This window comes from Carnobacterium iners (assembly GCF_900177385.1).
GTDB classification, from domain to species: domain Bacteria; phylum Bacillota; class Bacilli; order Lactobacillales; family Carnobacteriaceae; genus Carnobacterium_A; species Carnobacterium_A iners.
In genome coordinates this window covers 1,619,781-1,642,580 of record NZ_FXBJ01000002.1, presented here as the reverse complement: position 1 = coordinate 1,642,580, position 22,800 = coordinate 1,619,781, and the positions used below count along the sequence as shown (strand labels likewise).

At 33.7% G+C, this 22,800-nt stretch carries 22 protein-coding genes; 6 read left to right on the top strand and 16 right to left on the bottom strand.

What is annotated here, in order from left to right; all coding sequences use genetic code 11:
* Positions 1–636: 636 nt before the first annotated feature.
* Both B9Y54_RS07865 and B9Y54_RS07860 read left to right on the top strand, forming a co-directional pair.
* On the top strand, positions 637–1,743 hold the full coding sequence (locus tag B9Y54_RS07865; protein ID WP_085559749.1) for an Ldh family oxidoreductase: 1,107 nt from the start codon (positions 637–639) through the stop codon (positions 1,741–1,743).
* Positions 1,744–1,755: 12 nt separating this feature from the next.
* Positions 1,756–2,928 (top strand): NAD(P)-dependent malic enzyme, encoded by a 1,173-nt coding sequence (locus B9Y54_RS07860; RefSeq protein ID WP_085559748.1) that lies wholly within the window; start codon positions 1,756–1,758, stop codon positions 2,926–2,928.
* Between the two features lie 319 nt (positions 2,929–3,247).
* On the opposite strand, the gene B9Y54_RS12340 is transcribed toward B9Y54_RS07860, so the two are convergent.
* The 14 genes from B9Y54_RS12340 to B9Y54_RS12530 all read right to left on the bottom strand — a co-directional run bounded on the left by B9Y54_RS12340 (position 3,248) and on the right by B9Y54_RS12530 (position 18,066).
* A complete protein-coding gene (locus B9Y54_RS12340; RefSeq protein WP_159446071.1) occupies positions 3,248–3,394 on the bottom strand; it encodes a hypothetical protein in 147 nt (48 codons plus the stop codon).
* Between the two features lie 1,202 nt (positions 3,395–4,596).
* The gene (locus B9Y54_RS07850) at positions 4,597–5,421 is read right to left on the bottom strand and encodes a PHP domain-containing protein (protein ID WP_085559746.1); all 825 of its coding nucleotides are present in this window, start codon (positions 5,419–5,421) and stop codon (positions 4,597–4,599) included.
* Between the two features lie 60 nt (positions 5,422–5,481).
* Positions 5,482–6,492 (bottom strand): ABC transporter ATP-binding protein, encoded by a 1,011-nt coding sequence (locus tag B9Y54_RS07845; protein WP_085559745.1) that lies wholly within the window; start codon positions 6,490–6,492, stop codon positions 5,482–5,484.
* Complete coding sequence (locus tag B9Y54_RS07840) at positions 6,473–7,342, bottom strand: ABC transporter permease (protein WP_085559744.1); 870 nt, start codon at positions 7,340–7,342, stop codon at positions 6,473–6,475. Before B9Y54_RS07840 ends, B9Y54_RS07845 begins: the two co-directional genes overlap by 20 nt.
* Position 7,343: 1 nt before the next feature.
* Positions 7,344–8,192 carry an ABC transporter permease gene (locus tag B9Y54_RS07835; RefSeq protein ID WP_085559743.1) on the bottom strand — a complete coding sequence of 283 codons (849 nt, stop codon included), beginning with the start codon at positions 8,190–8,192 and terminating at the stop codon, positions 7,344–7,346.
* A 14-nt stretch (positions 8,193–8,206) separates the two neighbouring features.
* On the bottom strand, positions 8,207–9,016 hold the full coding sequence (locus B9Y54_RS07830; RefSeq protein WP_085559742.1) for an alkaline phosphatase family protein: 810 nt from the start codon (positions 9,014–9,016) through the stop codon (positions 8,207–8,209).
* A 26-nt stretch (positions 9,017–9,042) separates the two neighbouring features.
* Positions 9,043–10,149 (bottom strand): ABC transporter substrate-binding protein, encoded by a 1,107-nt coding sequence (locus B9Y54_RS07825; RefSeq protein WP_085559741.1) that lies wholly within the window; start codon positions 10,147–10,149, stop codon positions 9,043–9,045.
* A 336-nt stretch (positions 10,150–10,485) separates the two neighbouring features.
* Complete coding sequence (locus B9Y54_RS07820) at positions 10,486–11,070, bottom strand: hypothetical protein (protein WP_085559740.1); 585 nt, start codon at positions 11,068–11,070, stop codon at positions 10,486–10,488.
* A 247-nt stretch (positions 11,071–11,317) separates the two neighbouring features.
* Positions 11,318–11,542 (bottom strand): hypothetical protein, encoded by a 225-nt coding sequence (locus B9Y54_RS07815; protein ID WP_143062508.1) that lies wholly within the window; start codon positions 11,540–11,542, stop codon positions 11,318–11,320.
* A 204-nt stretch (positions 11,543–11,746) separates the two neighbouring features.
* On the bottom strand, positions 11,747–14,305 hold the full coding sequence (locus B9Y54_RS07810) for an amidohydrolase family protein (protein ID WP_085559738.1): 2,559 nt from the start codon (positions 14,303–14,305) through the stop codon (positions 11,747–11,749).
* A gap of 15 nt (positions 14,306–14,320) precedes the next feature.
* Complete coding sequence (locus B9Y54_RS07805; RefSeq protein ID WP_085559737.1) at positions 14,321–16,960, bottom strand: P-loop NTPase family protein; 2,640 nt, start codon at positions 16,958–16,960, stop codon at positions 14,321–14,323.
* 362 nt (positions 16,961–17,322) lie between these two features.
* Positions 17,323–17,460, bottom strand: a complete 138-nt coding sequence (locus tag B9Y54_RS12540) for a hypothetical protein (protein ID WP_200805366.1) — start codon at positions 17,458–17,460, stop codon at positions 17,323–17,325.
* Between the two features lie 78 nt (positions 17,461–17,538).
* Positions 17,539–17,826, bottom strand: coding sequence for a DDE-type integrase/transposase/recombinase (locus B9Y54_RS12535; protein WP_234987946.1), 288 nt, complete (start codon positions 17,824–17,826; stop codon positions 17,539–17,541).
* A gap of 60 nt (positions 17,827–17,886) precedes the next feature.
* The gene (locus tag B9Y54_RS12530) at positions 17,887–18,066 is read right to left on the bottom strand and encodes a hypothetical protein (RefSeq protein ID WP_200805365.1); all 180 of its coding nucleotides are present in this window, start codon (positions 18,064–18,066) and stop codon (positions 17,887–17,889) included.
* A 413-nt stretch (positions 18,067–18,479) separates the two neighbouring features.
* Here B9Y54_RS12530 and B9Y54_RS07795 point away from each other — a divergent pair, with 413 nt between their 5' ends.
* The 4 genes from B9Y54_RS07795 (at position 18,480) to B9Y54_RS07780 (ending at position 19,764) form a co-directional block, all read left to right on the top strand.
* Positions 18,480–18,686 (top strand): hypothetical protein, encoded by a 207-nt coding sequence (locus B9Y54_RS07795; RefSeq protein ID WP_085559736.1) that lies wholly within the window; start codon positions 18,480–18,482, stop codon positions 18,684–18,686.
* Positions 18,673–18,831, top strand: a complete 159-nt coding sequence (locus tag B9Y54_RS12200) for a transposase (RefSeq protein ID WP_143062507.1) — start codon at positions 18,673–18,675, stop codon at positions 18,829–18,831. The genes B9Y54_RS07795 and B9Y54_RS12200 overlap by 14 nt, the downstream gene beginning before the upstream one ends.
* Positions 18,832–18,933: 102 nt before the next feature.
* Positions 18,934–19,227 (top strand): IS66 family transposase, encoded by a 294-nt coding sequence (locus B9Y54_RS07785; RefSeq protein WP_085559735.1) that lies wholly within the window; start codon positions 18,934–18,936, stop codon positions 19,225–19,227.
* 9 nt (positions 19,228–19,236) lie between these two features.
* Positions 19,237–19,764, top strand: coding sequence for an IS66 family transposase (locus B9Y54_RS07780; RefSeq protein WP_085559734.1), 528 nt, complete (start codon positions 19,237–19,239; stop codon positions 19,762–19,764).
* 68 nt (positions 19,765–19,832) lie between these two features.
* Here B9Y54_RS07780 and B9Y54_RS07775 read toward each other — a convergent pair whose 3' ends face one another.
* Both B9Y54_RS07775 and B9Y54_RS07770 read right to left on the bottom strand, forming a co-directional pair.
* Complete coding sequence (locus B9Y54_RS07775; RefSeq protein WP_085559733.1) at positions 19,833–20,993, bottom strand: glycosyltransferase; 1,161 nt, start codon at positions 20,991–20,993, stop codon at positions 19,833–19,835.
* 3 nt (positions 20,994–20,996) lie between these two features.
* Positions 20,997–22,127 (bottom strand): glycosyltransferase, encoded by a 1,131-nt coding sequence (locus B9Y54_RS07770; protein ID WP_085559732.1) that lies wholly within the window; start codon positions 22,125–22,127, stop codon positions 20,997–20,999.
* Positions 22,128–22,800 lie beyond the last annotated feature (673 nt).

Here is a 22,800-nt window from a genome sequence, read left to right as displayed (position 1 = left end):
GAAGTCTCTTATCATTTTGTCTAAGTGCTCTCTCTTATGTCCAATCAATAACAAGCAATCATACCTGTTCATCTTCACTATTTTTTATAGTCGGTTGAGGTAATTTCCGTGCCTTTCTGTACACCGTTGTTCTCCATTCTAATGAGCTTATTATAAAAAGCGAAAGTAATTAGTCCAGCGACTATCATCTATTGACTCACTTAACTATTACAGCTCAAACACATAATTTCAAGTATTATTTTTATAGCTAGACACTATTCCTAAATAAATGTTTTTTAGACCTAATTTGTTCAACGACCCAGTTAGTAAAGAAAAGCAGTGAACTGGTCGCAGTTGTGTAAGAAATGGATGAGTTGCTAAGGTTTTTTCTTCAACTTGGCTAGTTCCATTAGCAATATGACCAGTGAGGTTAAACATTGGCTAATGTTGGCAGTATTTACTAAAAGAAAGACAAGTTTGGCTCTATTTTCCTAAAAATTGTCTAGTCTGCTCAAATTCAAGACATAATCATGACTTTCTTCTTCTAACTTAAATTGAGTTGACAACTGTTATGTGCTAAACTATATGCGACGGAGTAAGCGCTTACTTTGAATTGTTTGCTTTTTCACAAAAATCATTTTTGAGGAGGAAGTTACGATGAGTAGTTTTATAGAATGGGATTTTTTGACTGAGTTTGTAGAGAAAGCCTTTATGGCTTATGGGGTACCTGAAGCAGATGCTAAAATTTGTACGGATGTTTTATTGCAATCCGATAAAAAAGGCATCGAGAGCCATGGGGTTAATCGCTTCAAACCCATTTACATCGACCGAATTAAAGCAGGTATTCAAAGCCCGGTAACCGAATTTGAAGTTGTACGAGAAACAGCTACGACAGCGGTTATTGACGGACATGATGGAATGGGTCAAGTTATCGCGCATCGCTCTATGCAAATGGCGATTAATAAAGCTAAAGAATTCGGAATGGGCATGGTTGCGGTGCGTAATTCTACCCATTATGGAATTGCTGGCTATTATACTGATATGGCTGCTGAAGCTGGGTGCATTGGCATGACCGGAACAAATGCGCGCCCTTCTATTGCTCCGACATTTAGTGTCCAAAATAAATTAGGCACAAATCCATTAACGGTTAGTTTCCCAACAGATGAAGCTTTCCCATTTTCACTAGACTGCGCTACTTCCATTATCCAACGAGGACGAATCGAACTGTTTGAACGTGAAGGCAAAGATACACCTGCTGGAACAGTTGTTGCCAATGACGGTTCAGCTATGACTGATTCACCAGAAATTTTAAAAGCGCTGCAATCGGGTCAAGCTGCTTTAGCTCCATTAGGTGGCATTGGCGAAGAACTTTCAGGGTATAAAGGCTATGGTTATGCTACCATCGTTGAAGTCCTTTCTTCTGCATTGCAACAAGGAAATTTTTTGAGTATGTTATCCGGTATCGGAGAACAAGGCGAGAAAACAAAATTCCATTTAGGACACTTCTTCATTGCAATTGATACAGAAGCCTTTATGGGACTAGAAAGCTTTAAGAAAACAACTGGTGACATTATGCGTGAACTAAGAGCCGCTGAAAAAGCTCCTGGTGCAGAACGCATTTATACCGCTGGCGAAAAAGAGTATTTAATTTGGCAAGAACGCAAAAAAACGGGTTTACCAGTTAATAAACCGGTTCAAAAAGAACTGATTGCGATTCGTGATGATGCCGGCTTAACAGATTACCGCTTCTCATTTGAAGAGTAAAGGGGATTTATAATGGACAATAAAAAAGAAGCACTAGACAAACACTACGAATGGAACGGGAAAATTGAAGTGATCAGTCGCGTTCCGATCAACACTCGTGAAGATTTAGCTTTGGCTTATACTCCTGGAGTGGCTGAAGCTTGCTTAGCTATTGAAAAAGAACCTGATAAAGCTTACGATTTGACGCGTAAAAATAATCTAGTAGCCGTTATTACCAACGGAACGGCAGTCCTTGGTTTAGGAGGCATCGGTCCAGCAGCTGCGATGCCAGTGATGGAAGGCAAGTGCATTTTGTTTAAAGAATTCGCCGATGTGGATGCTTTTCCAATTTTGATTAAAGCCAAGGATTGCGATACGATTGTTCAGACTATTGAACAGATCAGTGGCAGTTTTGGCGGCATCAATCTAGAAGACATTGCTGCGCCAGAATGTTTTGAAGTTGAACGCCGATTGAAAGCTTCACTAGATATTCCTGTTTTTCACGATGATCAACATGGGACAGCCATTGTTGTGGTAGCAGGATTGATTAACGCTTTAAAACTGCTAAACAAAACTTTTGAAACGAGCAAAGTCGTTGTTAATGGTGCCGGTTCTGCTGGTATTGCTGTCGCAAAACACTTGTTAAACTTCGGAGTGAAAAATTTAATCTTGACCGACAAAAGTGGCATCTTAACTAGCAATACACCTAATTTGAATACTGAACAACAACACATGACGACGGTAACCAACTTAACCAATCAACACGGTGACCTGACTGCAGCTTTAACGGATGCTGATATTTTTGTTGGCGTTTCTGCAGCTAACATCCTAACAAGTGAAATGATTCAGATGATGAATCCCGATCCAGTTGTCTTTGCGATGGCTAATCCTGTACCAGAGATTATGCCAGATTTAGCTATAGAAGCTGGTGTAGGTGTTATTGGAACTGGGCGCAGTGATTTCCCTAATCAAGTTAATAACGTCTTGGCATTTCCTGGTGTATTCAAAGGAGCATTGAATGTCCGAGCTTCTGATATCAATGAAGCCATGAAAGTCGCTGCTTCTAATGCGATTGCTGCTCTTGTCTCTACGGATGAATTGAAGGCTGACTACGTGATTCCTGATGCCTTAGACCCAAGAGTCTGTCCAGCTGTTACTGAAGCTGTAAAAGCAGCGGCAATAAAGTCTGGGGTCAATCGAATCTAGCGGTCTCTTCTACTTAGGACTATCTCTCAGAGCTTTAAAGGTGTCAGTGATAAAGGCTCACTGACACCTGTTTTTTTGTACAAAAAGATTGCCTAAAAAACTAATTATGGCCAAGTTTGTTATGAAAAATAGGTAACTGGTCTGTTTCAAACTAAAAACTTCCCAGTCGATGAAATAAAATCATCGACTGGGAAGTTTTTGCTTTAGTTTAGACAAGTGAACTAGAAAACAAGCTCAACTAGTCGGTATTCGCTTGTTCTAACTGCCATGTACCAAAAAAGACTTCAATTTATTGAAGTCTTTCTCATAGTTAAAATCCTTAACGACTTAATTTTACTTTAATCGTTTCAATATGCAATTTTTTTGTTTTTTCATCTGCATGTGTGTAGGGTTTAAGTACTTGAGCGTATTGTTCTACTTCTTCAGAAGTTAATATTGGTGTAGTCTTAGCAACTATTTTTTTCAAAACTCGCTTGATTCGCTGCTTTTTGATAACATGAACCGTTGAACTTGTGAGGGTTATTTTCTTTAACTCACATTTATTGCTAAAAACGATTAAAGAATGCATCCACGAAAGTAATTCGATCTAACAAAACCCATTATCAGCCAAGTCAACATTACAAAACACTAAACTCGTCCACTATATCGTAAAAACCGCCGAGTGAAGATTGGTTTTCATCCAACTCGGCACAAACTAGTGTATCTTGGACAAGTAAAGATAAAAACGTTCCAGTCTTGTCCAATCTAGCATCAAAAAAATAAAACTACTTTAAAAAAACTATCAACTACCCAAAATCTTTAAGATTACTTCAACATCTAAAGTAATCTGATCGGATAAAAACTATTTTTAGCCAAGTCGTCACTACAAAATACCCAACTTGTCCACTACACCATGAAAACTGCCGAGTTAAGCTCAGTTCTCCTCTAACTCGGCACAAACTAGCGTATCTTGGACAAGTGGAGCAAAATATGTTCCAGTCTTGTCCAATCTAGCAATAAAAAAATAAAACTACTTTAAAAAAACTATCAACTACCCAAAATCTTTAAGATTACTTCAACATCTAAAGTAATCTGATCGGATAAACTCTATTTTTAGCCGAGTCAACATCATAAAACACTAAACTCGTCCACTGCATCGTGAAAACTGCCGAGTTAAGCTCAGTTCTCCTCTAACTCGGCACAAACTAGCGTATCTTGGACAAGTGGAGCAAAATATGTTCCAGTCTTGTCCAATTCAGCATCAAAAAACAAAATTACTTTAAAAAAACTATCCACTACCCAAAATCTTTAAGATTACTTCAACATCTAAAGTAATCTGATTGGATAAAACTCTAATTTTAGCCGAGTCGTCAATACAAAACACCCAACTTGTCCAATCCAGCATCAAAAAACAAAACTACCCAAAATCTTTAAAATTACTTCAACATCTAAAGTAATCTGATTGGATAAAACTCTAATTTTAGCCAAGTCGTCACCATAAAAAACCCAACTTGTCCACTACACCTTGAAAAATGCCGAGTGAAGCTCCATTCTCCTCTAACTCGGCACAAACTGGCGTATATCGGACAAGTAAAACAAAAAACGTTCCAGACTCGTCCGTTTTCCGGCACCAAAAATACGAAAACACCAAAAAAGTCTTCAACTGTCTGAAGACTTTCTCAACCTGCTCTATTTAACGTTTTTTTTCATCTCGCTCAAGGGCAATTGTGTTGATTGTTGCTTTTCAAAAATCGTAACCGATGAAACGCTATTTTTTTCTAACAAGGCAATCGCATCATCAAAATGATAGGCGTAATAATCAATCGAATGGGCATCTGAGCCTAGCGAGAACAGTTTCCCACCTAATGCCACATACCATTCAATCATTTGCTCATAGAGTGCTACATTGCCGTATTGGTACATGCTTCGCGTATTCAACTCGAATGCCATTTGTTTATCGATTACTTTTTGCAAAACTTGTTTCAATATGGATTCATGGCCCTGTAATTCCTCTACAGAAACATCAAATAAGCGAATGCCATAATCAAAGTGAGTCAAGACATTGGCGGTTGGAAAATTTGTTGCTGCTTCTAGTAATAGAGGAAAGTATTCGTTCATCACATCTTCTACATTTTTTTCTTTAACAATCGGTTGTAAGAAATCGTACTCGCCATTTTGATGGACACTCAATAATTGCACATCAAACTCCTTGCCTTTTAGATAGTCTTGAATTTGATCATAAGACTCCTTCGTGTAGCCAATCTCAATGCCTTTACGGATACGATTACCGTGTTTTTCATTTAGTTGGTCGATTGTTACGCTGTACTTTTCATAATCTAAGATGGTATCTTCCCCACCCATATAATGATCATTAAAGTCTAAGTGCTCGGTCGTTACCACTAATCCAGGTGTTTGCTTTAAATAATTTTCAAATTTTTCAGATGAATCAGATGAAAAAAACGTGTGCATGTGTTGATCATAACGAGTCATTATTGCATCTCCTCCACTTCTCATTTAAACCCTCAAAAAATAGACAGTCAGCCCTTCTTACTGTCTACTCTACTCGATTCTCCTTCAAACCTCAAGGCAATTGCGTTTTTCAAAACTCAGATGAACGTCCTCGCCAATTTTAAATAAGTTAAACGAACGATACAATTCATCTACTCGCAATTTTATACCCGCACAATCAACGTAATAACTTAAAATATTGCCACTAGTTGACTGATCAACTATTTTCCCTTGGAGAGTGTAGCGTTCTTCATCCGGTTCAAATGGTAAGCGTGATGAATCAATGACTTCAGGGCGTATCGCAATGCTAGCACCGATGCGTTGCCTTGAAAATTGTTGAAACTGTTCGGGCTTTAAAATATTGTAGTTGCCCATAAAAGAAGCGACGAAATGGGTTTTTGGGTGCGTGTAAACGTCAGTGGGTTTACCTGACTGTTCAACTTTGCCATCATTCATTACGTGGACTACATCTGATAAAATCATCGCTTCATCTTGGTCGTGGGTCACAAAAATGGTCGTGATGTTTAGTTCTTTTTGAATCCGCTGAATTTGCTTTTGCAAACTTTTACGCAATTGAGCATCAATAGCCGATAGCGGTTCATCTAATAACAATACTTTAGGCTCATTAACAATCGCACGAGCTAAGGCTACTCGCTGTTTTTGCCCACCCGATAATTCTTTAGGGTACTTTTTTTCTTTGCCGCTTAAATTAACAATAGCAATCATTTGAGCAACTTTTTCTTTGATGATTGTTTTATCTTGCTTTTGCATTTTCAAACCAAACGCAATATTTTCTTCAACTGTCATATTAGGAAATAAAGAGTATTGTTGAAAAACCATCCCAATCTCACGCTTACCCGGTGGCAAATTGGTGACATCTTTGCCATTGATTGTAATGGTGCCACTATCCAGTCTTTCAAAACCAGCTAATGAACGTAGCAGCGTCGACTTGCCACAACCAGATGGACCAAGCAAGGTAACGAGGTGTCCTTCTTCAACAGACAGAGATAAGTCTTTTAAAATCATCGTTTCTCCATCATACGATTTTTGAATGTTTTTAAACTCGATGTAACTCATTTCCAACTCGCTCCTTTTCTATTAGCTGTTTTGTTTTAACGGCTTTTATTTGTTTTTTTCCTTTAAGTTTAGGCTCTTTATTCAGTTGATTGACACCAAAAGACAACACCAGCATCACTAAAAACATGATAACCGATACGGCACTGGCTGCATGACCAGAGGTGCCTCTTATTTCATTTAAGTAAATACCCATCGTTTTATAATAGCTGCCTGCTAGAATATTAACTAAGACAAAATCACCAAATAGAATCCCAGTAGATAACAACATCGTTGCAAACAAGCCTTTCATCATGCTTGGCACTACAATAGTAAAATACGCATAAACCTTATTAGCACCTAAAATTTCAGCAGCTTCCAAAATAGGCAGCACTTCAATGGTCAATAACGCATTCTTGATGCCTTGATACATAAAAGGCAAGATAACAATACTATAGGCACAAATCAACAGTAAAATCCGGTTAGATAAAATGCCACCACCACTTGTATAAAGCGAAAGAATACTAACTGCTAAAATGACACCTTGGATCCCATAAGGAATTTTTGACAAAACGTCTAAGTACTTGTCTAATTTCGGAAAATACACTTGTATAGCATACATCGCTAATAGCAACAGAACGAGTAAAAGAATGGTTGGCACAAGTGCAATGATCAGGGTTCGTAGCAATACAGGTAACAGCTGATTGTCGCCAGTAAACAATTGCGTATAAAAAGAAAAAGTAAAGCCTTTAGGAATGATACTCGTAAAATCTCTAAAAAAGGAATTCAACAGTGTTCCAATCAAAGGCAAAACTAAAATAAAGGAAAGGCTAAAAAGAATGATGTTGCTAAACCAAGGGTGTTTTTTCTGCATGTCATCCTTCCTTTCTCATTTTTTTCAATACGGTTGTACTAATAATGGTCATCACGCTCATTAGCAACAACAAAATCACCGATAAGGCACTGCCTAACTCAACTTGTTGCACAATGTCTCCCGTGAACATGGCTGAAATCCGAATCGGTAAGAGAGCATAATTGTTGCCCATTAAAGCATAAGGTGTCGCATATGCCGCTAATGCATTTGAAAAAAGGACTGAAAAAGTACCGAATAGACTTGGTAAAATAATGGGAATACCAACACGTAACCAAAAACTAAGGGTAGAGGCATTTAACAGCATGGCTGCTTCCTTGTATTCTTGACGAATAGCATCAAAAGACGGATACAATAACAACGTAGCTAAAGGAATTTGGAAATAAATAAAAGTCAGCAAAATACCAGTACTGGAATAGACATCAAAATTTGCTAGAAACCCAATCCCCATTTGTTGCCCGATCAATACCAATACCCCTGCATTACCTAGTAAAATAATAAACGCAAAGGCTAACTGAATACCTTGAAAATTTGAAGCCATATTGATCAAATTGATAAAAAACCGTTTAACTTTAGGCGTTGCGTGATGAATAGCATAAGCCCCTAAAACAGCAACCGATAAACCAATCACAGAAGACCAGACCGCAATCATCAGGCTATTAAAAATGGACATCCGGTAATAGTCGCTTTTAAAAATGCTAATAAAGTGCTCGAATGTCATCCCGCTTGTCCCAATAGGTGAAACACTCGTGATTAGAATACTCACTAAAGGGAAAATTTCAAATAAAACAATTAATACCATAAATGGCAACAAGAAAACGCCATAGCGCCAATGTCTTTTTTTAGTGGTCACTACCTTATCCTCCCTTAGATAAACGTCAAGTCTTGCATCGCCGCACTTTTTTCAATCGCCAACAAATAACACAATAAAGGTGCTAGTTGCAGTTGTGGCACAAGTGTTTCGCGGCAATCGCCAACCGTTACTTTATCTGAAAAAATATACAACGGAACTTGTCGCTCTTCCTCTGTTACACCGTTATGTGTACAATACTCATTCATGCCATGATCGGCCGTTACCACAACTTGGTAGCCTTTCTTTAACCAATCCATCAGATAATTAGCTAAGAGTGCATCCATTCTGACTGCTGCTTGAACGTACTCTTTACTTTGTGAGCCAAACTTATGGCCGATGTCATCAATATTCATTGAGTGAATCAAAATATAATCGGTTTGTTTCTCATTGATTAAATAAGCCCCATCCGCTATCAAGTGACTATCCGGATAGTGATCTTCATAATAAAAGAGACCATTTTCAATCGCTTGATCCGTATCCAATTGGATGCGATCCGTCATTGGGTTAAAAGGCGCTTTATTGTACAACTCGCTCACCCAATGGTAACTAGCTGCCCCGGTTTTTAAACCGGCAGCCTTAGCTAGTTGAAACACACTGGTTTCTTTCGAGCGTCGAACGGTTCCATTAGAAACAATGCCGTTCAAGTAACTAGGCACGCCTGTCTGGATAACTTCATAGAGCGGTCGAGATTGTGCCGGTAGTTCGGCGTTCATACGATAAGCTGCACACTGGTTGTTTTCGATTAAATGTTCCAAAAAACCCATATAGGTGTGCGCTGTTTTAGCGTTTAAACCATCCAAAACAACTAAGATTACTTTATTCATAAGACTTACCTTCTCTCCTTAGCTACTTACTTGACCTTTGTTAAGACGTCTTCTTGCCACGTTTGTCCTAATGTAGCTGCTGCTTTATCCCAAGCAGTGGTGTCTTTAATGGATTGAGCTGCACCGTATTGATCAGTAACAATCAATTTTTCTTGTACATCGGCTGGTAATTTAACGGATTCACGAATAGGACGAGCATAGCCTTTTGCCAAATTGATTTGGCCTTCATCCGATAAAATGTATTCCCTTGCTAGCGCTGCAGCATGAGGATGTGGTGCATAAGCATTAATAATTGTTGCATACCCGCTTTGAACGGTGCCATCTTGTGGAATGGTAACCAAAAAAGCTGCATCCGGGTTACTAGCTTCAATCGAGTCAGCATAGTTTAAGGCATTAAAGTCCCAATAAATTCCGACTTCAATTTCTCCAGCCTCTAAACGAGCTAAATCGGTGTCGCCCATATCCAATCTTCCTTGACTAGCAAGTTCTGCAAAAAAAGCTATCCCTGGTTCAAGATTGGTTTCATCGCCACCATTCGCAATCGCTGCTGCCAAAACGCCATTTTGTGCTTGAGTCGCAGCATTAACATCTCCTATGCTCACTTTGTAGTCGCCTTTTAAAATATCAGCAAATGACGTTGGTGCTTCTTTTACCGCATTCGTATTGGTGATAAAAGAAATTGTCCCCGTATACCCCACAATCCAATCGCCATCATCGTCTTTTGCCCAAGCCGGAATCTCATCCCAATAAGACGTCTTGTAAGGAAGAGTGACGCCTTTATCTTCTGCAATCGGTCCAAACGATTGACCTACATCACCAATATCTTTGGTAGCATTTTCTTTTTCAGCTTCGAATAACGCTATTTCTTCAGCCGAACTCATATCGGTATCGGCTTGAGTAAGTCCATGCTTCTTTTCAATTTCAGCCCATGTTTCACCCCAGTTCGCCCAGGTGTCTGGCATGCCGACCGATTGGATTTTGCCTTCTTCTTTGGCTTTCGTTTCAATTTCTTGTGTCGTCAACGCATTTAAGTCAACCTGTGTTGGTTGGACTGCTTCGCCTTTTGCGCCACAACCGGCTAGCAAGACTCCAGCTAATAAAGTTGATACTAATCCTTTTTTTAAATGATTCATTTTTTATTCCTCCTCAGTTGTATGTAGAAATTATCAAAAGATATACCTTTTTTATAAAGGTTGTTTTCTTTCAACACCCAAATCTTACCAAGTGGATGTGATTTTCAGACCAACTTCTTGTTAAGTCTTTGTAAATGAGGGAGAAGATTTGTAAATATTTGGACAACAAAAAACCGCTTCTCTAAGTGAGAAACGGCTCGGTAAATAACTAAATCAATCCATCTTGATTTAGTTAATTTCAACTAGAATTAGCTAATACTAGATACCTTTTAGTAAATCGGTTGTTGAACACATACTAGATTTAAGATTTACCCCGATTAATTTTTTAGTTAGAGCTTAGAAAGTAAAGTGATCATCGTCCATCGTAAAAAACTCTCTTGCATCAACAGTCGGGCTATAGAAAAAGTATTTCCCAACAAATGAAACAAGGTAGTTGTCAACATCCTCTTTATCACTAGAAACAATCAAGTAACGCTTTTCGTTTAGACGCATATTATCGCCTGTAACCTGCTTCACCTGATAAGGAATAGTCGTTTGATACTCATTCGCTGTATAAATCATTCCATTGTTTTCGGACAACAATAAACCGATTGAAACAAAGAAAAGCAACATCGTTGACGTTTGATAAGCTTTTTTATGCTTGATACTTTTAAATAACTTATACGTACGAGCTTCTAAGGACTGCTCATAGAAAAGTCTATCCATCTCGACGGCCATATCCAATGTGTCCACGCCAAGGCCAAAAATGACCATACTAGATGCATAGCGTTCAAAACCAGCTAAAACAAGCGCTTCATCTGTCGGCATAGAAAAAAACATCAATAAAATCCCGACACAATACAACACAATCGTACTATCTAAAACGATAAAGATAGCCATCAACTTGCTTTTGCGTTTAAAGTCAAAACGAATAAACAGCATCGCTCCAATAAATAACACCTAAATCAATAAAATACCTTGTGTCGACAACGTATCTAGCCTAAGAATGGTCTTTACAAAGGCTGATGTAACCTCATCAATAATGTCTGAAGACTTACTTGAAAAAATCTCTTGATAAGACGAAAGACTGGCCTTTGTTTAGATGTCATCTCAACAAAGGTCGTTTTCACATGTCTACCCCATAAAGTATCCAATAAAAAAGAAGACGCGACTGTTCCTAATACAAGCACTAATGTTTGGACTCTAAAGCCATATTTTTTATGGCGATAAACAGATAAAACGCTAGCGCTAATAAAACAAAAAACACGCCACTATTCTTTACAATTCCTAGAACAGATAAAATAAATGCCGTATGAAAACTGGCTTCCTTGAAGTTGTCTCGGTAAACATAGATTCCAGAAATAGCAGCTAAGGTTAATAAAAGCAACAAAAAATCTACTAGTAACGTATTCATACGAATAGCTATATTAAAACAATTAAATACCGCTAAACTTGAAAAAATGAGTCCACTAACTAAACCTTTTCGATTATCTCTACTAACAGCAAATTAAACGACTCCTTTTCTTTTGTTGGTTTTCATCTCAAACTAATCATACAAGAGTTTTGTAGTTATTTGTATTTTCATATCCTAAAGGACATAAAAACTTGTAAAGTGGTGTTAAAAAGGTACTTCTCTAATAAATGATTGCTCTAAAGAAGATTTCCTTAAATATTCTATATACTGATAAACATCTTCATTTGCAAAACCATATCTGAATAATGCCGCCGCTAACATCGAATATTCATTATTTAAATTGGTTTGAAAGATGCTGCTATCATCTGTATTAATACTTACAGGTATATGATAGTCTAAATCTTTTAAAGATTCTTTCTTTAGTCCTACACGGTTAATTCCAAAAGCTGGTAAATCAATAAATTTTGTGATCGATGAAATTTTGCGATTAGAAGATGGATTAACTTCAACACTTATTCCTTTTTCATATATTTTCTTTTGTAATAAATTTTGTGCTAATTCTACTGCTTCTATATAATACGACTGAACTTCGAATATTTCAGTTTGTTGCCCTTGTTGACGTAAAAGTAGATTATTATGATATAAATAATACAATTTTTGTGCTTTTTTATTCATAAAAGCCTCTTGGTGTTTTTTATTATCACTATTCAATTGATATTTTTTATTTGGTTTTTTCATTATATTCTCGTATATCATCATTTTTCTACATTCAAATACTTCAGATACCTTATATTCGCTAGGATTATCGCCACGCAATTGATATGCACACATATAATCGTACATAGAAAATTCAAAACATAATTTTGTATTGCAAAATAATTTTTTGGAATATTTTTCAAATTCTTCTGCTAAATAAAGTAACATATTGCTGTGATAATCAACAGAATTTTCCGATGCGACAAGATAATACATCCAAATAATATCATCTACATAATCTTGTAAAGTAGATGTCAAAAAATTTCGCTTTTTAGTAAAATAAGTTTTTATTTCCATTCCTAGCGCTAACGCGTGACCCAATCTATCATTTCTTCGAAAATTCAAGAACTCTACTACTTCATCAATTGCCCGGAGACCATTGCAGATCGTATTGAATTCTTCTCCTACATGATAGGTAAAATTCAAGTTATTACTTTTTTTACTTTCTAATCTATGTTTTCGGAACACGGGGCCGAAAACCTCTGGTCTGCATCTTAACTCTACATTTGCAGCATCGATTCCAATAATTTTTATTTTATAAAGATGGCTTGCCGCTGATAGACTAAAAAAACTAGAAGTTTTCTTTGATTCTCTATCAAGAGATACGCGCATTTTCTTGTTTCTCCACATTGATATATTATCTCCATTATTTAGTGAATCACTATTTTTTATGTAATGAATGATAATCCCATATTCAATTTTTGAAATAGCTTCATTTTTTGCCTTATATTTTCTATAATATTTTTCATTGGTTTTATTTAGTGTATCGATTAATTTTATTAAGTCTTTTTTACTTTTTGGAGCGATGCGAATTTCGATTTTTTTTATATTACCTTCTTTATAATATTTATCAAATACACTTTCATAAATCAACAAGTTGTTATTTAAAAAACCTTCTTTGACACTTTCTTTCTCCTTAAACTTACCAAAACCCATACCAATATTGTCTTGAACAAATTCAAACTTTATAAGGTTTAATCCTGCCAGATAAAAGTTAAATAGGTACATGAAGAATCTTGTAAATTCGTTATTCAAGAGGATTGTAAATAACTCAGTTAAAAATTTACGTTCTATCAAATAACTTTGCTTAATATCTGCTGTATTTATCCTAAAATTATGTCGTCGAATTCGTTCTACTTTTTGAATTTTCTCGCGAAATACTTCTAATTCTACACTAGTATTAACAACTAGCATTCGATACATTTCTTTTTCACTAATGCAATAGTCAGTATATTCTTTCTTCTTTTCTTCTAAAAAATACTTATTATCAGATTTATAAACATCTATGAACTGCATTAAATAGATTCTAACCAATTTGATTTTTTGAATGTATAAAATGATATCCTCATTTTTTTTCCCGCTAGTCTTCAATTTCCCAAAATTATTTTCATTACTAACAAACTTGGTTAGTGCCTCTGTATCAAATATCTTATGACCTAATAATGTTACCCAATTTAAATCAGACGTGTACCCTGAAGCTTTTAAATGCATGTGATTTTCAGCAACGCCTTTATCCAGTATCTTGTAAAGACGGTTATTTGTATGAGAAATAATTTCATCTGGTTGATAAGCATTTGAGTTAATATTATTTGATGCTAAAAACGCTGCAATAAAAATATTTCCATCTACTTTATTTATAAATCCATCCCATTCTAAAATATCATTAAAATCAACTCTAATATGAGAATTAACAAATTTAAATAGTTTTTCTGCATAAAAGGGAAATAAGAATAGTGTATTTGTTTGTCCAAACTTATTTTGAATATTTTGTTTCTGTTCTTCAATAATAATATTTACTTCATCCATATTATAATTATCAGGGTAAACTTCTAAATATTTATTTTTCAAAATCTTTATAAACTGATCATTCTTTAAATCAAACATAGAAAATTGTTTCATACCATTTTCTGCAACTGATTTATTTTCTGTATCCAATTTATTTAAAGCAAATAAGTTGAAATCTAGTTCTTTATACATAATTCGCATCAATCTATCTGCATTTATCATCTTTTAGAAACCTTTCTATTTTAATTCATATCTAATGTTTTTTGCATCCAAGATATTTATAAATTGCTCTCTATCTTGTTTATTTAATGGACCCCTTAACTTCGCCCTAATAACCATATTATTGAGTTCATTGAGTTCAGTTTTATTTAATTTATCGTTTTCTTTTTTTAAGACATCTTTTATTGCATCTCTTAGCCCTTTTTTACTAGTAGGAATTAACACAATATTTGATGTTATATTCTTTTTAAAATTAGTTATTTCAATTGCTAGTGATTGCGATTCTGTATGTTTATTAATTGAGTATAAATCACTTTCTAATTCTTTATATTTTTTAAATAATTTTTCATTGTTTTCTACATCAGCTCTTTTTATTTCTTCAAAATTTTCTACTAATTCTTGCCTATTTTTTAGTAGTAAGTCAAGTGAATTCCATTCTTCTTTTGTATATTCTCTAAATATATTTTTATTTTCTTTGTTTTCAAAATTTTCATACAAATAGGTAAAGCCTTTTTCTGTATTTGAAAAAACAAATAGATTCTTTATTTGATCTATTACAGAATATAGTGTGTAGTTAGGATTTGCTCCACCAAAATTAACACGAAGTAATTTATCCATATCGAACATTGAATAATATATATAATTTTTATCTTCAAAACTATCTTCTATATAATTTCTTTTAGTGAGATATGTTAGCAAATCAAAATAATAGGAGTAGTTTTTTGACAAAGTTATTTCTTTAATATTTTTACTGTAGTAAGATCTATATGCATACGTAATATTTTTTGTTTGAATGAAATTACCATTACTTTTATTCTCCGCTTCCTTAGTGTTATTCAATTTAAATCGGATATTTTGACTATTATTACCTTTCGCAGTAAATGTTGTATACATTAATTTTTTTATCAAAGTATCTAATATCAATATGCTCCTATTGGAAAATTCGTCCATATTCAAATTAATCTTCTCAATGAACTGTTTGTTATACTTAATTATGTTATCTGATTCTTCTACATAAATTAAACCATCCGGAGTTATCTTATTATTAAGCAAATTTAAATAAGAATCTATACTATTTTCTTTTTTAATATTTCCATTAATATATAAGCGCAATAGTTCAATACTATAAATAACCTTGATAACGTAAACAAAGAATACAGCCTCTGGGTCATCTGCATTTGTCATTTTATATCTCTCTAAGATTTCATAAACATCACCAATTGTGACATTCTCATTGGAAACTAAGTTAATATTCAATAACTGATCCATATTTCCAAATGACTTCATTTCTTTGTTAGCACTTACTACCGATTTTTTAATTTCATGAAAAAGTGCTTGGTAAATATTGTAATTCTTACTCTCTACGGGTGATCCTTCCCATTTTTTGATGATTTTCATTTCATCAGTTGGCAGTTTTTCAGAGATAAAATCGTAATAGTATTCTTTATATATTTTTAAATTATTTCTAATTATTTCCAGGTATTTTTCATCATTATTTTTCGGCATCACAAGTCTCTCATGAACAATTTCAATTAATTGTAAAAGTCCCCTCATATTATCCGGTAATCCCACAATCATTTCTTCTTTTGCGTCAACTGGCGTAATGTTAATTCTTGTTTTTTTAAAAATAGCAAAGATCAACCATTCTTTTACAGTAGCTCCCTTTAAAAAATTCATTGTTTTTTCATCTTCTGCATATTTTTCCACAAATTCTTTTTCGTAATTTAATTTTTCAGAATTTAATTTTTCGAAATTTAAAAGTGCATATAAAACATCTGAATTTTTTTGACTCCATACTTCATTTGTTTTTTGTAAATAAACTCTTGATGAGAGCGGTAGAAGTTTTTCAATATACTTCGTTGACTGATTATAAATATCATTACTATCTATAAAACCTTCATTTTTCAGCTCTTTATTTTCGTTCAAATTTTTTTGGACGACTGCATCCAACAACTGGACATCCCTGTATGAAACAATGACGGTAATATCTTTCAGTAAATATTTTCTAATATCTTCTAGCATATTATAAGTATCTTTGTTATCAACCAAATCTAAGTCATCAATACATAATACAATATTTTCTTTACCTGTATATACCTTAAGATCATTAATTAACTTTGAAAGATTTTTATTAAACGATACTCGATTATTGATATCATTTAATACTTCCATGCTTGTATTTTCATTAGAAAATACACTTTTATCGATTCTGAAATTTGCCAAAGTATCCATAATACCTTCAATTTCTTCAATCATTTTAAATTCTAAAATTTCTCTACTATTTGAGTGTCCAAATAGATTAGAATAATTATTTGCTTTACTATTTTTATTAATATATAAATAAATGTTACTTATTAATAATTCTAACAAACTTATAGTCCCAGAAAAAACTCCTGGATCTACAATATCAAAAACAAAATAATCTTTAGCTTTTAATATTTGACTTACCGTTTTTACTACAGAAGTTTTCCCACTACCTCTTTCACCTACAATACTAATAGATCTATTAGAATCTTTAGCGTTTATCTTATATTGGTCACAAAGTTCTAAAATCCTTTCAATACTAATGTGAAATAAATAATTCGATTTTTTATAGCTATACTCTTTTGCAGTTAATGTAACTTCTGTCCTTGCCGCCATCCAATTAATTTTATTCATTATTTCCTCCATCTTATCTAGTCATCAAGTTAGTGTATTGATGCCAATATTTCATAAAGTCCCCTTTGTAATATAAGATATTTTATTGTAACAACGTATTCACCATTTCTATTATATAACATTCTCAATGTTAATGCTCTACTTAAAAATAAATTTAAACCGTAAGCGTCTAGAAAACACAATCATTTGTTACAAAGTTAGAATCCTGCAAATTAAATTATAAATGAACTCAGCTCAAATATGATTCACGATTTAACATAGAGCGTAAGGAGCTTACCCTATTAGTGATCACCGCATCAAAATGCGGACTATAAAGGTGGGCTGCTCCTTACGGGGGCTCTATGTCAAATCTTTTTAACAACTTATTCTAGATATCCTACAGCGTTCTCAGCTAGTTGTTTAAAATAACTCTCTACTACTTGATTTGGCGACTTAAAGTTATATTTTTGTTTAGCGATACTATTATAGCAGTTAGCGTAACGACTATGTTTTTTAATCAACTCTTCCTTCGACTTAAATAAATGTCTACTATAAAAACGGTCTCCATCTATCCGATGAGATCGTTCAACGATACCATTTTACCAAGGAGAATAAGGTCTTGTGTGGGTATGATGAATAGAAAAAGCGTCTAAAACTAGTTGGAAAATAGTCTTTCCCTTTGAGTTAGGATGTACCAACATAAATTCAGAACCGTTATCTGTTTGAATACACTCTATTTTAAAACCCATCTTTTCTTCAAGTTTTTCAGCAAAAAGTGCTGTATTTGTTGCACTTTTTTCATCCACTATTTCTAGTACTCTTTTAGAACTATACGTATCGATTGCGGTAATTTGATAGTAGCTAATGCCTTTGCTGTCAAACCTAATGGTTTCTTTAGGGACATATTTTATATCTACTTGGACAAGTTCGCCTGGATAGGTTTTTTCTTATTTTGGTCCCTGATTATTCTTTTTCCATTTTCGCTTTGAAGCTTCTTTTTTCTTAATATACTTTCTAATCATACGTTTCATGCCGTTAAAACTTCTTAAATAACCCTCTTTCATTAATTGGGCGTACACTTCTGCTAGCCCCTCATGAGCAAAATGCTTATATTTCTTTTTAATCAACTTCATTTCTTCAACCGTATGTCGATTGGGATAAGGAGACTTAGGTCTCCTTGAAATTAAGGCTAAGCTTTTAACTGAACCATCGTACTTTTTTAAATGCCGATAAATAAATTGAAGATTCGTGTTGTATCTTCTAGCTGCTTTCGAAACCCCATATTTAATGGAGTAATCATATTTTCTTTCTTACACGCATTTCTTCTGTTATAATTGACATAGGGACATCCTCCTGATTTGGTGTGGTAACTTAATTATACAGGATGTCTCTTTTTTTTATTCTTTTTTTGTAACCTATCAATTGTACCCCTACATAAAAATAAATTTAAACCGTAAGCGCCTAATAGAAAGGTATCTTTCAAAATACACAACCTCCTGTAAAAATTAAACCAATTCAAGTTTTACAGGAGGTTTTATTAATGAAAGCAAAACAAGCTATTGTCCCAGTGGTATTAGCCAATGATTCAAAAGCTCCAACAAATCAGCTCTATAAGCCGAAGGCTTCTCCTTCTACGTTAGTCACTGGTGTTAAGTTCTCCCGAACAGAACTGTTCTTATACGAAGAAATTAAAGCGGAGTTTCTGCGAATTATTCTATCGGAATTGAGTACTCATGAAAGTCATTGATCTTACCAAGGTAAAGAACGTATTTATTATTTGTGGAAAAACAGATATGCGTCGACAAATTGATGGGATGGCTTTTAGAAGGATTGAAAATGGATCAACCAAAAGCAATAAAGAAAGTGAAACCTGGGTATTTCAATTAATTTAAAAACAGATAAAATCGTTGTCAAACCAACGATTTTATCTGTTTTTCGCATGCGATTTCTGGTATAATAAGAGTATCAAATTGAAGAAAAGGTAGGTGTGAAAAATGACTGAATTAGAACAAATCTTGATCAAAAAACTAGAGTTAGCAAATGAGCAAAATAGACAGTTAACCGAACAGTTAGCATTATTAACCGAACAAGTGCAGCTACTTACTCAAAAGTTATTTGGTCGTTCTAGTGAGAAGTCTAAAATGATCCCACCTGTTGAAAACCAACTGAGCTTATTTACGGACGAAGATTTAAACCTATTTAATGAGGCAGAAATCGACCAAGATAAAAAAGCACCTGAAATCAATCACTTAGAAGACTTTAAAGTAAAAAGACGGACAATTGGATAAAAAGAAAAAATGATAAAAGAACTTCCAGTCGTCAACGTTAATTGTCTATTACATGAAGAAGAATGCCATTGTGAATGGTGCAATACAGAATTAAACATTATTGGAAAAGAAGAAGTTCGACAAGAAATTGAATTTATTCCTGCTCACCTGAAGGTGAGAAAAATTGTGCGTTATGCTTATGAGTGTCCAACTTGTAAGAAAGATGGTGCAGACGCTATTGTAAAAGCTCCAACACCTGCACCGGTTATCCCTAGAAGTTTAGCTTCTGCAAGTTCAGTAGCCTGGCTAATGCATCAAAAATTTGAATTGAGTATCCCCTTTTATCGTCAAGAAAAAGAATGGGAAAATTATGGGATCGTACTGAGTCGTGCCACTATGGAAAATTGGGTTATCACAGCTTCTAACCTATGGTTAAAGCCTATATATGACTTGTTACATAAGCAGTTACTGCAATCACGAGTTATTCATGTAGATGAAACGACGATGCAGGTTTTAAAAGAGCCAAATAAACCGGCTACCTCAAAGTCCTATATGTAGCTTTACCAAAGCAGCAAAGATGCCTCTGAGCAAATAGCACTTTACCAATATAAACCTACATTACCTTTTTAAAATTCATCAATTAGATTTTTCAAGTTTTTCTTGAATTGTTTATCTAGTTCATTTATCTTTTCTCTTGAGTCGACTTGAGAAACATATTCTAATGATTCAATTGATTTTGCGATATCTTCGGGAGTATTTTTTTCATAAAAAGTAATATTTCTACCTATTTTCGAATATCTTACGCTTCGAACATCAGACGATACTACTTTTAATCCATTTGCCATATAAGTTATTATTTTAGAAGGAAAAGAATAATCCGCAGCTGGTAAATCTTTCTTATCATATGAGTGTGTACTAAGAGCAACATCACATGATTGTAAAAAACAAGAATATTCATCACCAGACTTTGTTCCGTGGAATATAATCCGCTCTTCTGATAATTCTTTGTTAATTTCATTGATTCTTTTTTTTAAATTGATTATATCACTCTTTTCACCGAAACCAAGAATATGAATACAATATTTTTCATTTAGATGTTTTGCAGATTCAATTGCTATAAAAGCTGCCTTCCTTCTATTTTCGATGACCCCTGCATATACCACATTAATATAGTCATGGTATTCAAAATTCCGACATGAAATTTTAGGTGGAACACTGTAATTTCCGTAAGATATTACAGCTTTTTTTTCTCTTCTAGATATTTTTTCATCTATTAAGTCGTTAACTAATAGATATGCTGAGCCATAATTAATAAACTCAATTTCTTGATCCATAAAAACTTCAGTGTTATCATCCAAGAATGAGTACAACTCTTCTACTTCTAGTATATATCTTACCTTTTTAAGTTTTTTTAGCAATTCCATCGGTCTTATATAATAAAGAGAATGATAGATTAACACAATATCATTTTTTTTAACGCAAAAAAGCATATAAAAAATAAATTGTACAAACGTCATAAATATTGATATTTTATTTAAGACTTTAAGTGGTGTCTTGAAGGATGAAAAAAATACATGTTTTTCATTATTATCAACTTTATATATTTTCGATTTAAAGAAACCGTTGTTTTTTATTGAACATGATGATACCATATTTACCATATATTCATTATTCTTTAGGGTATCAATTATATACTGTATTTTAGGTTGGGCCGAAGGGAAATAGTATAAATTTTGCTTTGTATGATCATCAACACCAAAACAGAAGTAATGGACAGTCTTTTTCATCTTTTATTCTCCTTTATATATTTCTTGGATTCTAAGAATAGAGGATGCAATAGAATATCCATTAGCATCAAAAGTAGTGGAAATGAGTTCTGAATGTACATCATTATTTATCAAATTATTTAAAATGTGTTTAGCCCAATATTTAGGATTTTTCCCTAAGTCCAAAAAATCTACCAGACCTATACCTAAGTCTACCTCTTTTGGAATTCCTGTTGAAACAAAGCACTTTAGTCCTGAAGCTTGTGCTTCCAATATTGCGATACCTAACCCCTCATGAAAAGAGGGAAATAAGTAGGCATCCATTATATGCAACCAGTCATTAACATCATTTCTCGTCCCGATAAATCTGATACTCTTATCTAAATTCAGTTTACGCGACTTTTCTTTCACATAAGCTAATTGCCCTCCATCACTCCCACCTAATATTAATGTTATGTTTGGCTCTATTTTCTTTAATTCTTTAAATATTTTGATTATATATTCTTGATTTTTATTCTCATCAAATCTTGTAATATTACCTACTACTATATGATTCTCTGGTATTAAATATTCATTTCTTAATTTAGATATATTATCAGAATAGTTATTAATATATTCATTAAGTTCTATTCCATTTTTTACAACTTCACCGTACAATCTGAAATATTTTTCTCCATATAGATAATTGCCTGCCTCTAAACTACACGCTAGTTTCTTGTTACTAAATACTTTTATCATATACTCTAATATTTTGTAATATAACTTTTTAATTATATTATCAGTATATTTCCCTGAATTCGAATGAGAATGGGAAATTCTTATACTAATACCACCTATAAAAGCAGCTAACATAACCCAACCATTCATTATATTTATATGAGAATGGATAGCTTCATATGGACCATTACTCTTTATATGCAGGACAAGCGATCTAATAAAAGGCACTATCCTATTAAATTCAGGCAATTCACCATGATATATTTTTCCTCCTAAACGATTAATTTCTTCTTCATATGGTGATTCTTCTTCCTTAAATATCCAAAAGTCAAAATTATAATTATTTCTATCGATTTCTCTATAGTTGTTCATTATATATGCCTCAGTTCCGCCATACTTAAAACATGAAGTAACTTGTAAAATTTTTTTTCTAGTCATAAATTATCACTTCTCCTAAAAAACATGTATTGTGGGTTGCTCTATAGCAACATTATCATTAATAAACCTATCACAACTAGATAAACCAATAGTTTTTCATTTTTCTTAAATAAACTTATTATTTTAGGCACCAATAACATCAAAAATATCGAATAGTATTGAACAACTTTCATAGCACTTGGATTGACTCACGTTAATGGATTAGTAATTAGCGCAATAATTAATGCGTTATAATAGTGGCTTGATTGAGTGGCATATTTTTGACTTCCAAAATGCTATAACTGCGACTATCACTAGTGTTACATGAAACATATAATGTTTCGTAAATTCATTTATATTATTCTATTAGACAAAAAGTCCTTTATACTGAACTTAGATGACTCATCCAAGACTAATAAAAAGGACCAAAATCATGGATAAGTATAAAACAAATTCTGCTTTTAATAAATGGTTTAGCCAATATTAATCCAGAATCAGTTGAAAGATTTCCTCCATTGTTTGAAATGGATATTTTAGAATTGAAAAGCAAGTGATTTTCGTGTAATGTAGCCATTGAGAGAACCACTTTCATGGTTTATTTTGGCCGCTTTAACCATAACAGATTGGGGTTCTTTTTTCACACCCAAAGAGTGGAAGAAAATCAAATAAAAAATAGCGCTACAATACACATTAA

Bases quoted from the DNA above. Each gene is read 5' to 3' on its own strand.
- B9Y54_RS07865 (WP_085559749.1), top strand. From the start codon at position 637: ATGAGTAGTTTTATAGAATGGGATTTTTTGACTGAGTTTGTAGAGAAA.
- B9Y54_RS07860 (WP_085559748.1), top strand. From the start codon at position 1,756: ATGGACAATAAAAAAGAAGCACTAGACAAACACTACGAATGGAACGGG.
- B9Y54_RS07850 (WP_085559746.1), bottom strand. From the start codon at position 5,421: ATGAGAAGTGGAGGAGATGCAATAATGACTCGTTATGATCAACACATG.
- B9Y54_RS07845 (WP_085559745.1), bottom strand. From the start codon at position 6,492: ATGAGTTACATCGAGTTTAAAAACATTCAAAAATCGTATGATGGAGAA.
- B9Y54_RS07840 (WP_085559744.1), bottom strand. From the start codon at position 7,342: ATGCAGAAAAAACACCCTTGGTTTAGCAACATCATTCTTTTTAGCCTT.
- B9Y54_RS07830 (WP_085559742.1), bottom strand. From the start codon at position 9,016: ATGAATAAAGTAATCTTAGTTGTTTTGGATGGTTTAAACGCTAAAACA.
- B9Y54_RS07825 (WP_085559741.1), bottom strand. From the start codon at position 10,149: ATGAATCATTTAAAAAAAGGATTAGTATCAACTTTATTAGCTGGAGTC.
- B9Y54_RS07820 (WP_085559740.1), bottom strand. From the start codon at position 11,070: ATGCTGTTTATTCGTTTTGACTTTAAACGCAAAAGCAAGTTGATGGCT.
- B9Y54_RS07815 (WP_143062508.1), bottom strand. From the start codon at position 11,542: ATGAATACGTTACTAGTAGATTTTTTGTTGCTTTTATTAACCTTAGCT.
- B9Y54_RS07810 (WP_085559738.1), bottom strand. From the start codon at position 14,305: ATGATAAATGCAGATAGATTGATGCGAATTATGTATAAAGAACTAGAT.
- B9Y54_RS07805 (WP_085559737.1), bottom strand. From the start codon at position 16,960: ATGAATAAAATTAATTGGATGGCGGCAAGGACAGAAGTTACATTAACT.
- B9Y54_RS07795 (WP_085559736.1), top strand. From the start codon at position 18,480: ATGAAAGCAAAACAAGCTATTGTCCCAGTGGTATTAGCCAATGATTCA.
- B9Y54_RS12200 (WP_143062507.1), top strand. From the start codon at position 18,673: ATGAAAGTCATTGATCTTACCAAGGTAAAGAACGTATTTATTATTTGT.
- B9Y54_RS07785 (WP_085559735.1), top strand. From the start codon at position 18,934: ATGACTGAATTAGAACAAATCTTGATCAAAAAACTAGAGTTAGCAAAT.
- B9Y54_RS07780 (WP_085559734.1), top strand. From the start codon at position 19,237: ATGATAAAAGAACTTCCAGTCGTCAACGTTAATTGTCTATTACATGAA.
- B9Y54_RS07775 (WP_085559733.1), bottom strand. From the start codon at position 20,993: ATGAAAAAGACTGTCCATTACTTCTGTTTTGGTGTTGATGATCATACA.
- B9Y54_RS07770 (WP_085559732.1), bottom strand. From the start codon at position 22,127: ATGACTAGAAAAAAAATTTTACAAGTTACTTCATGTTTTAAGTATGGC.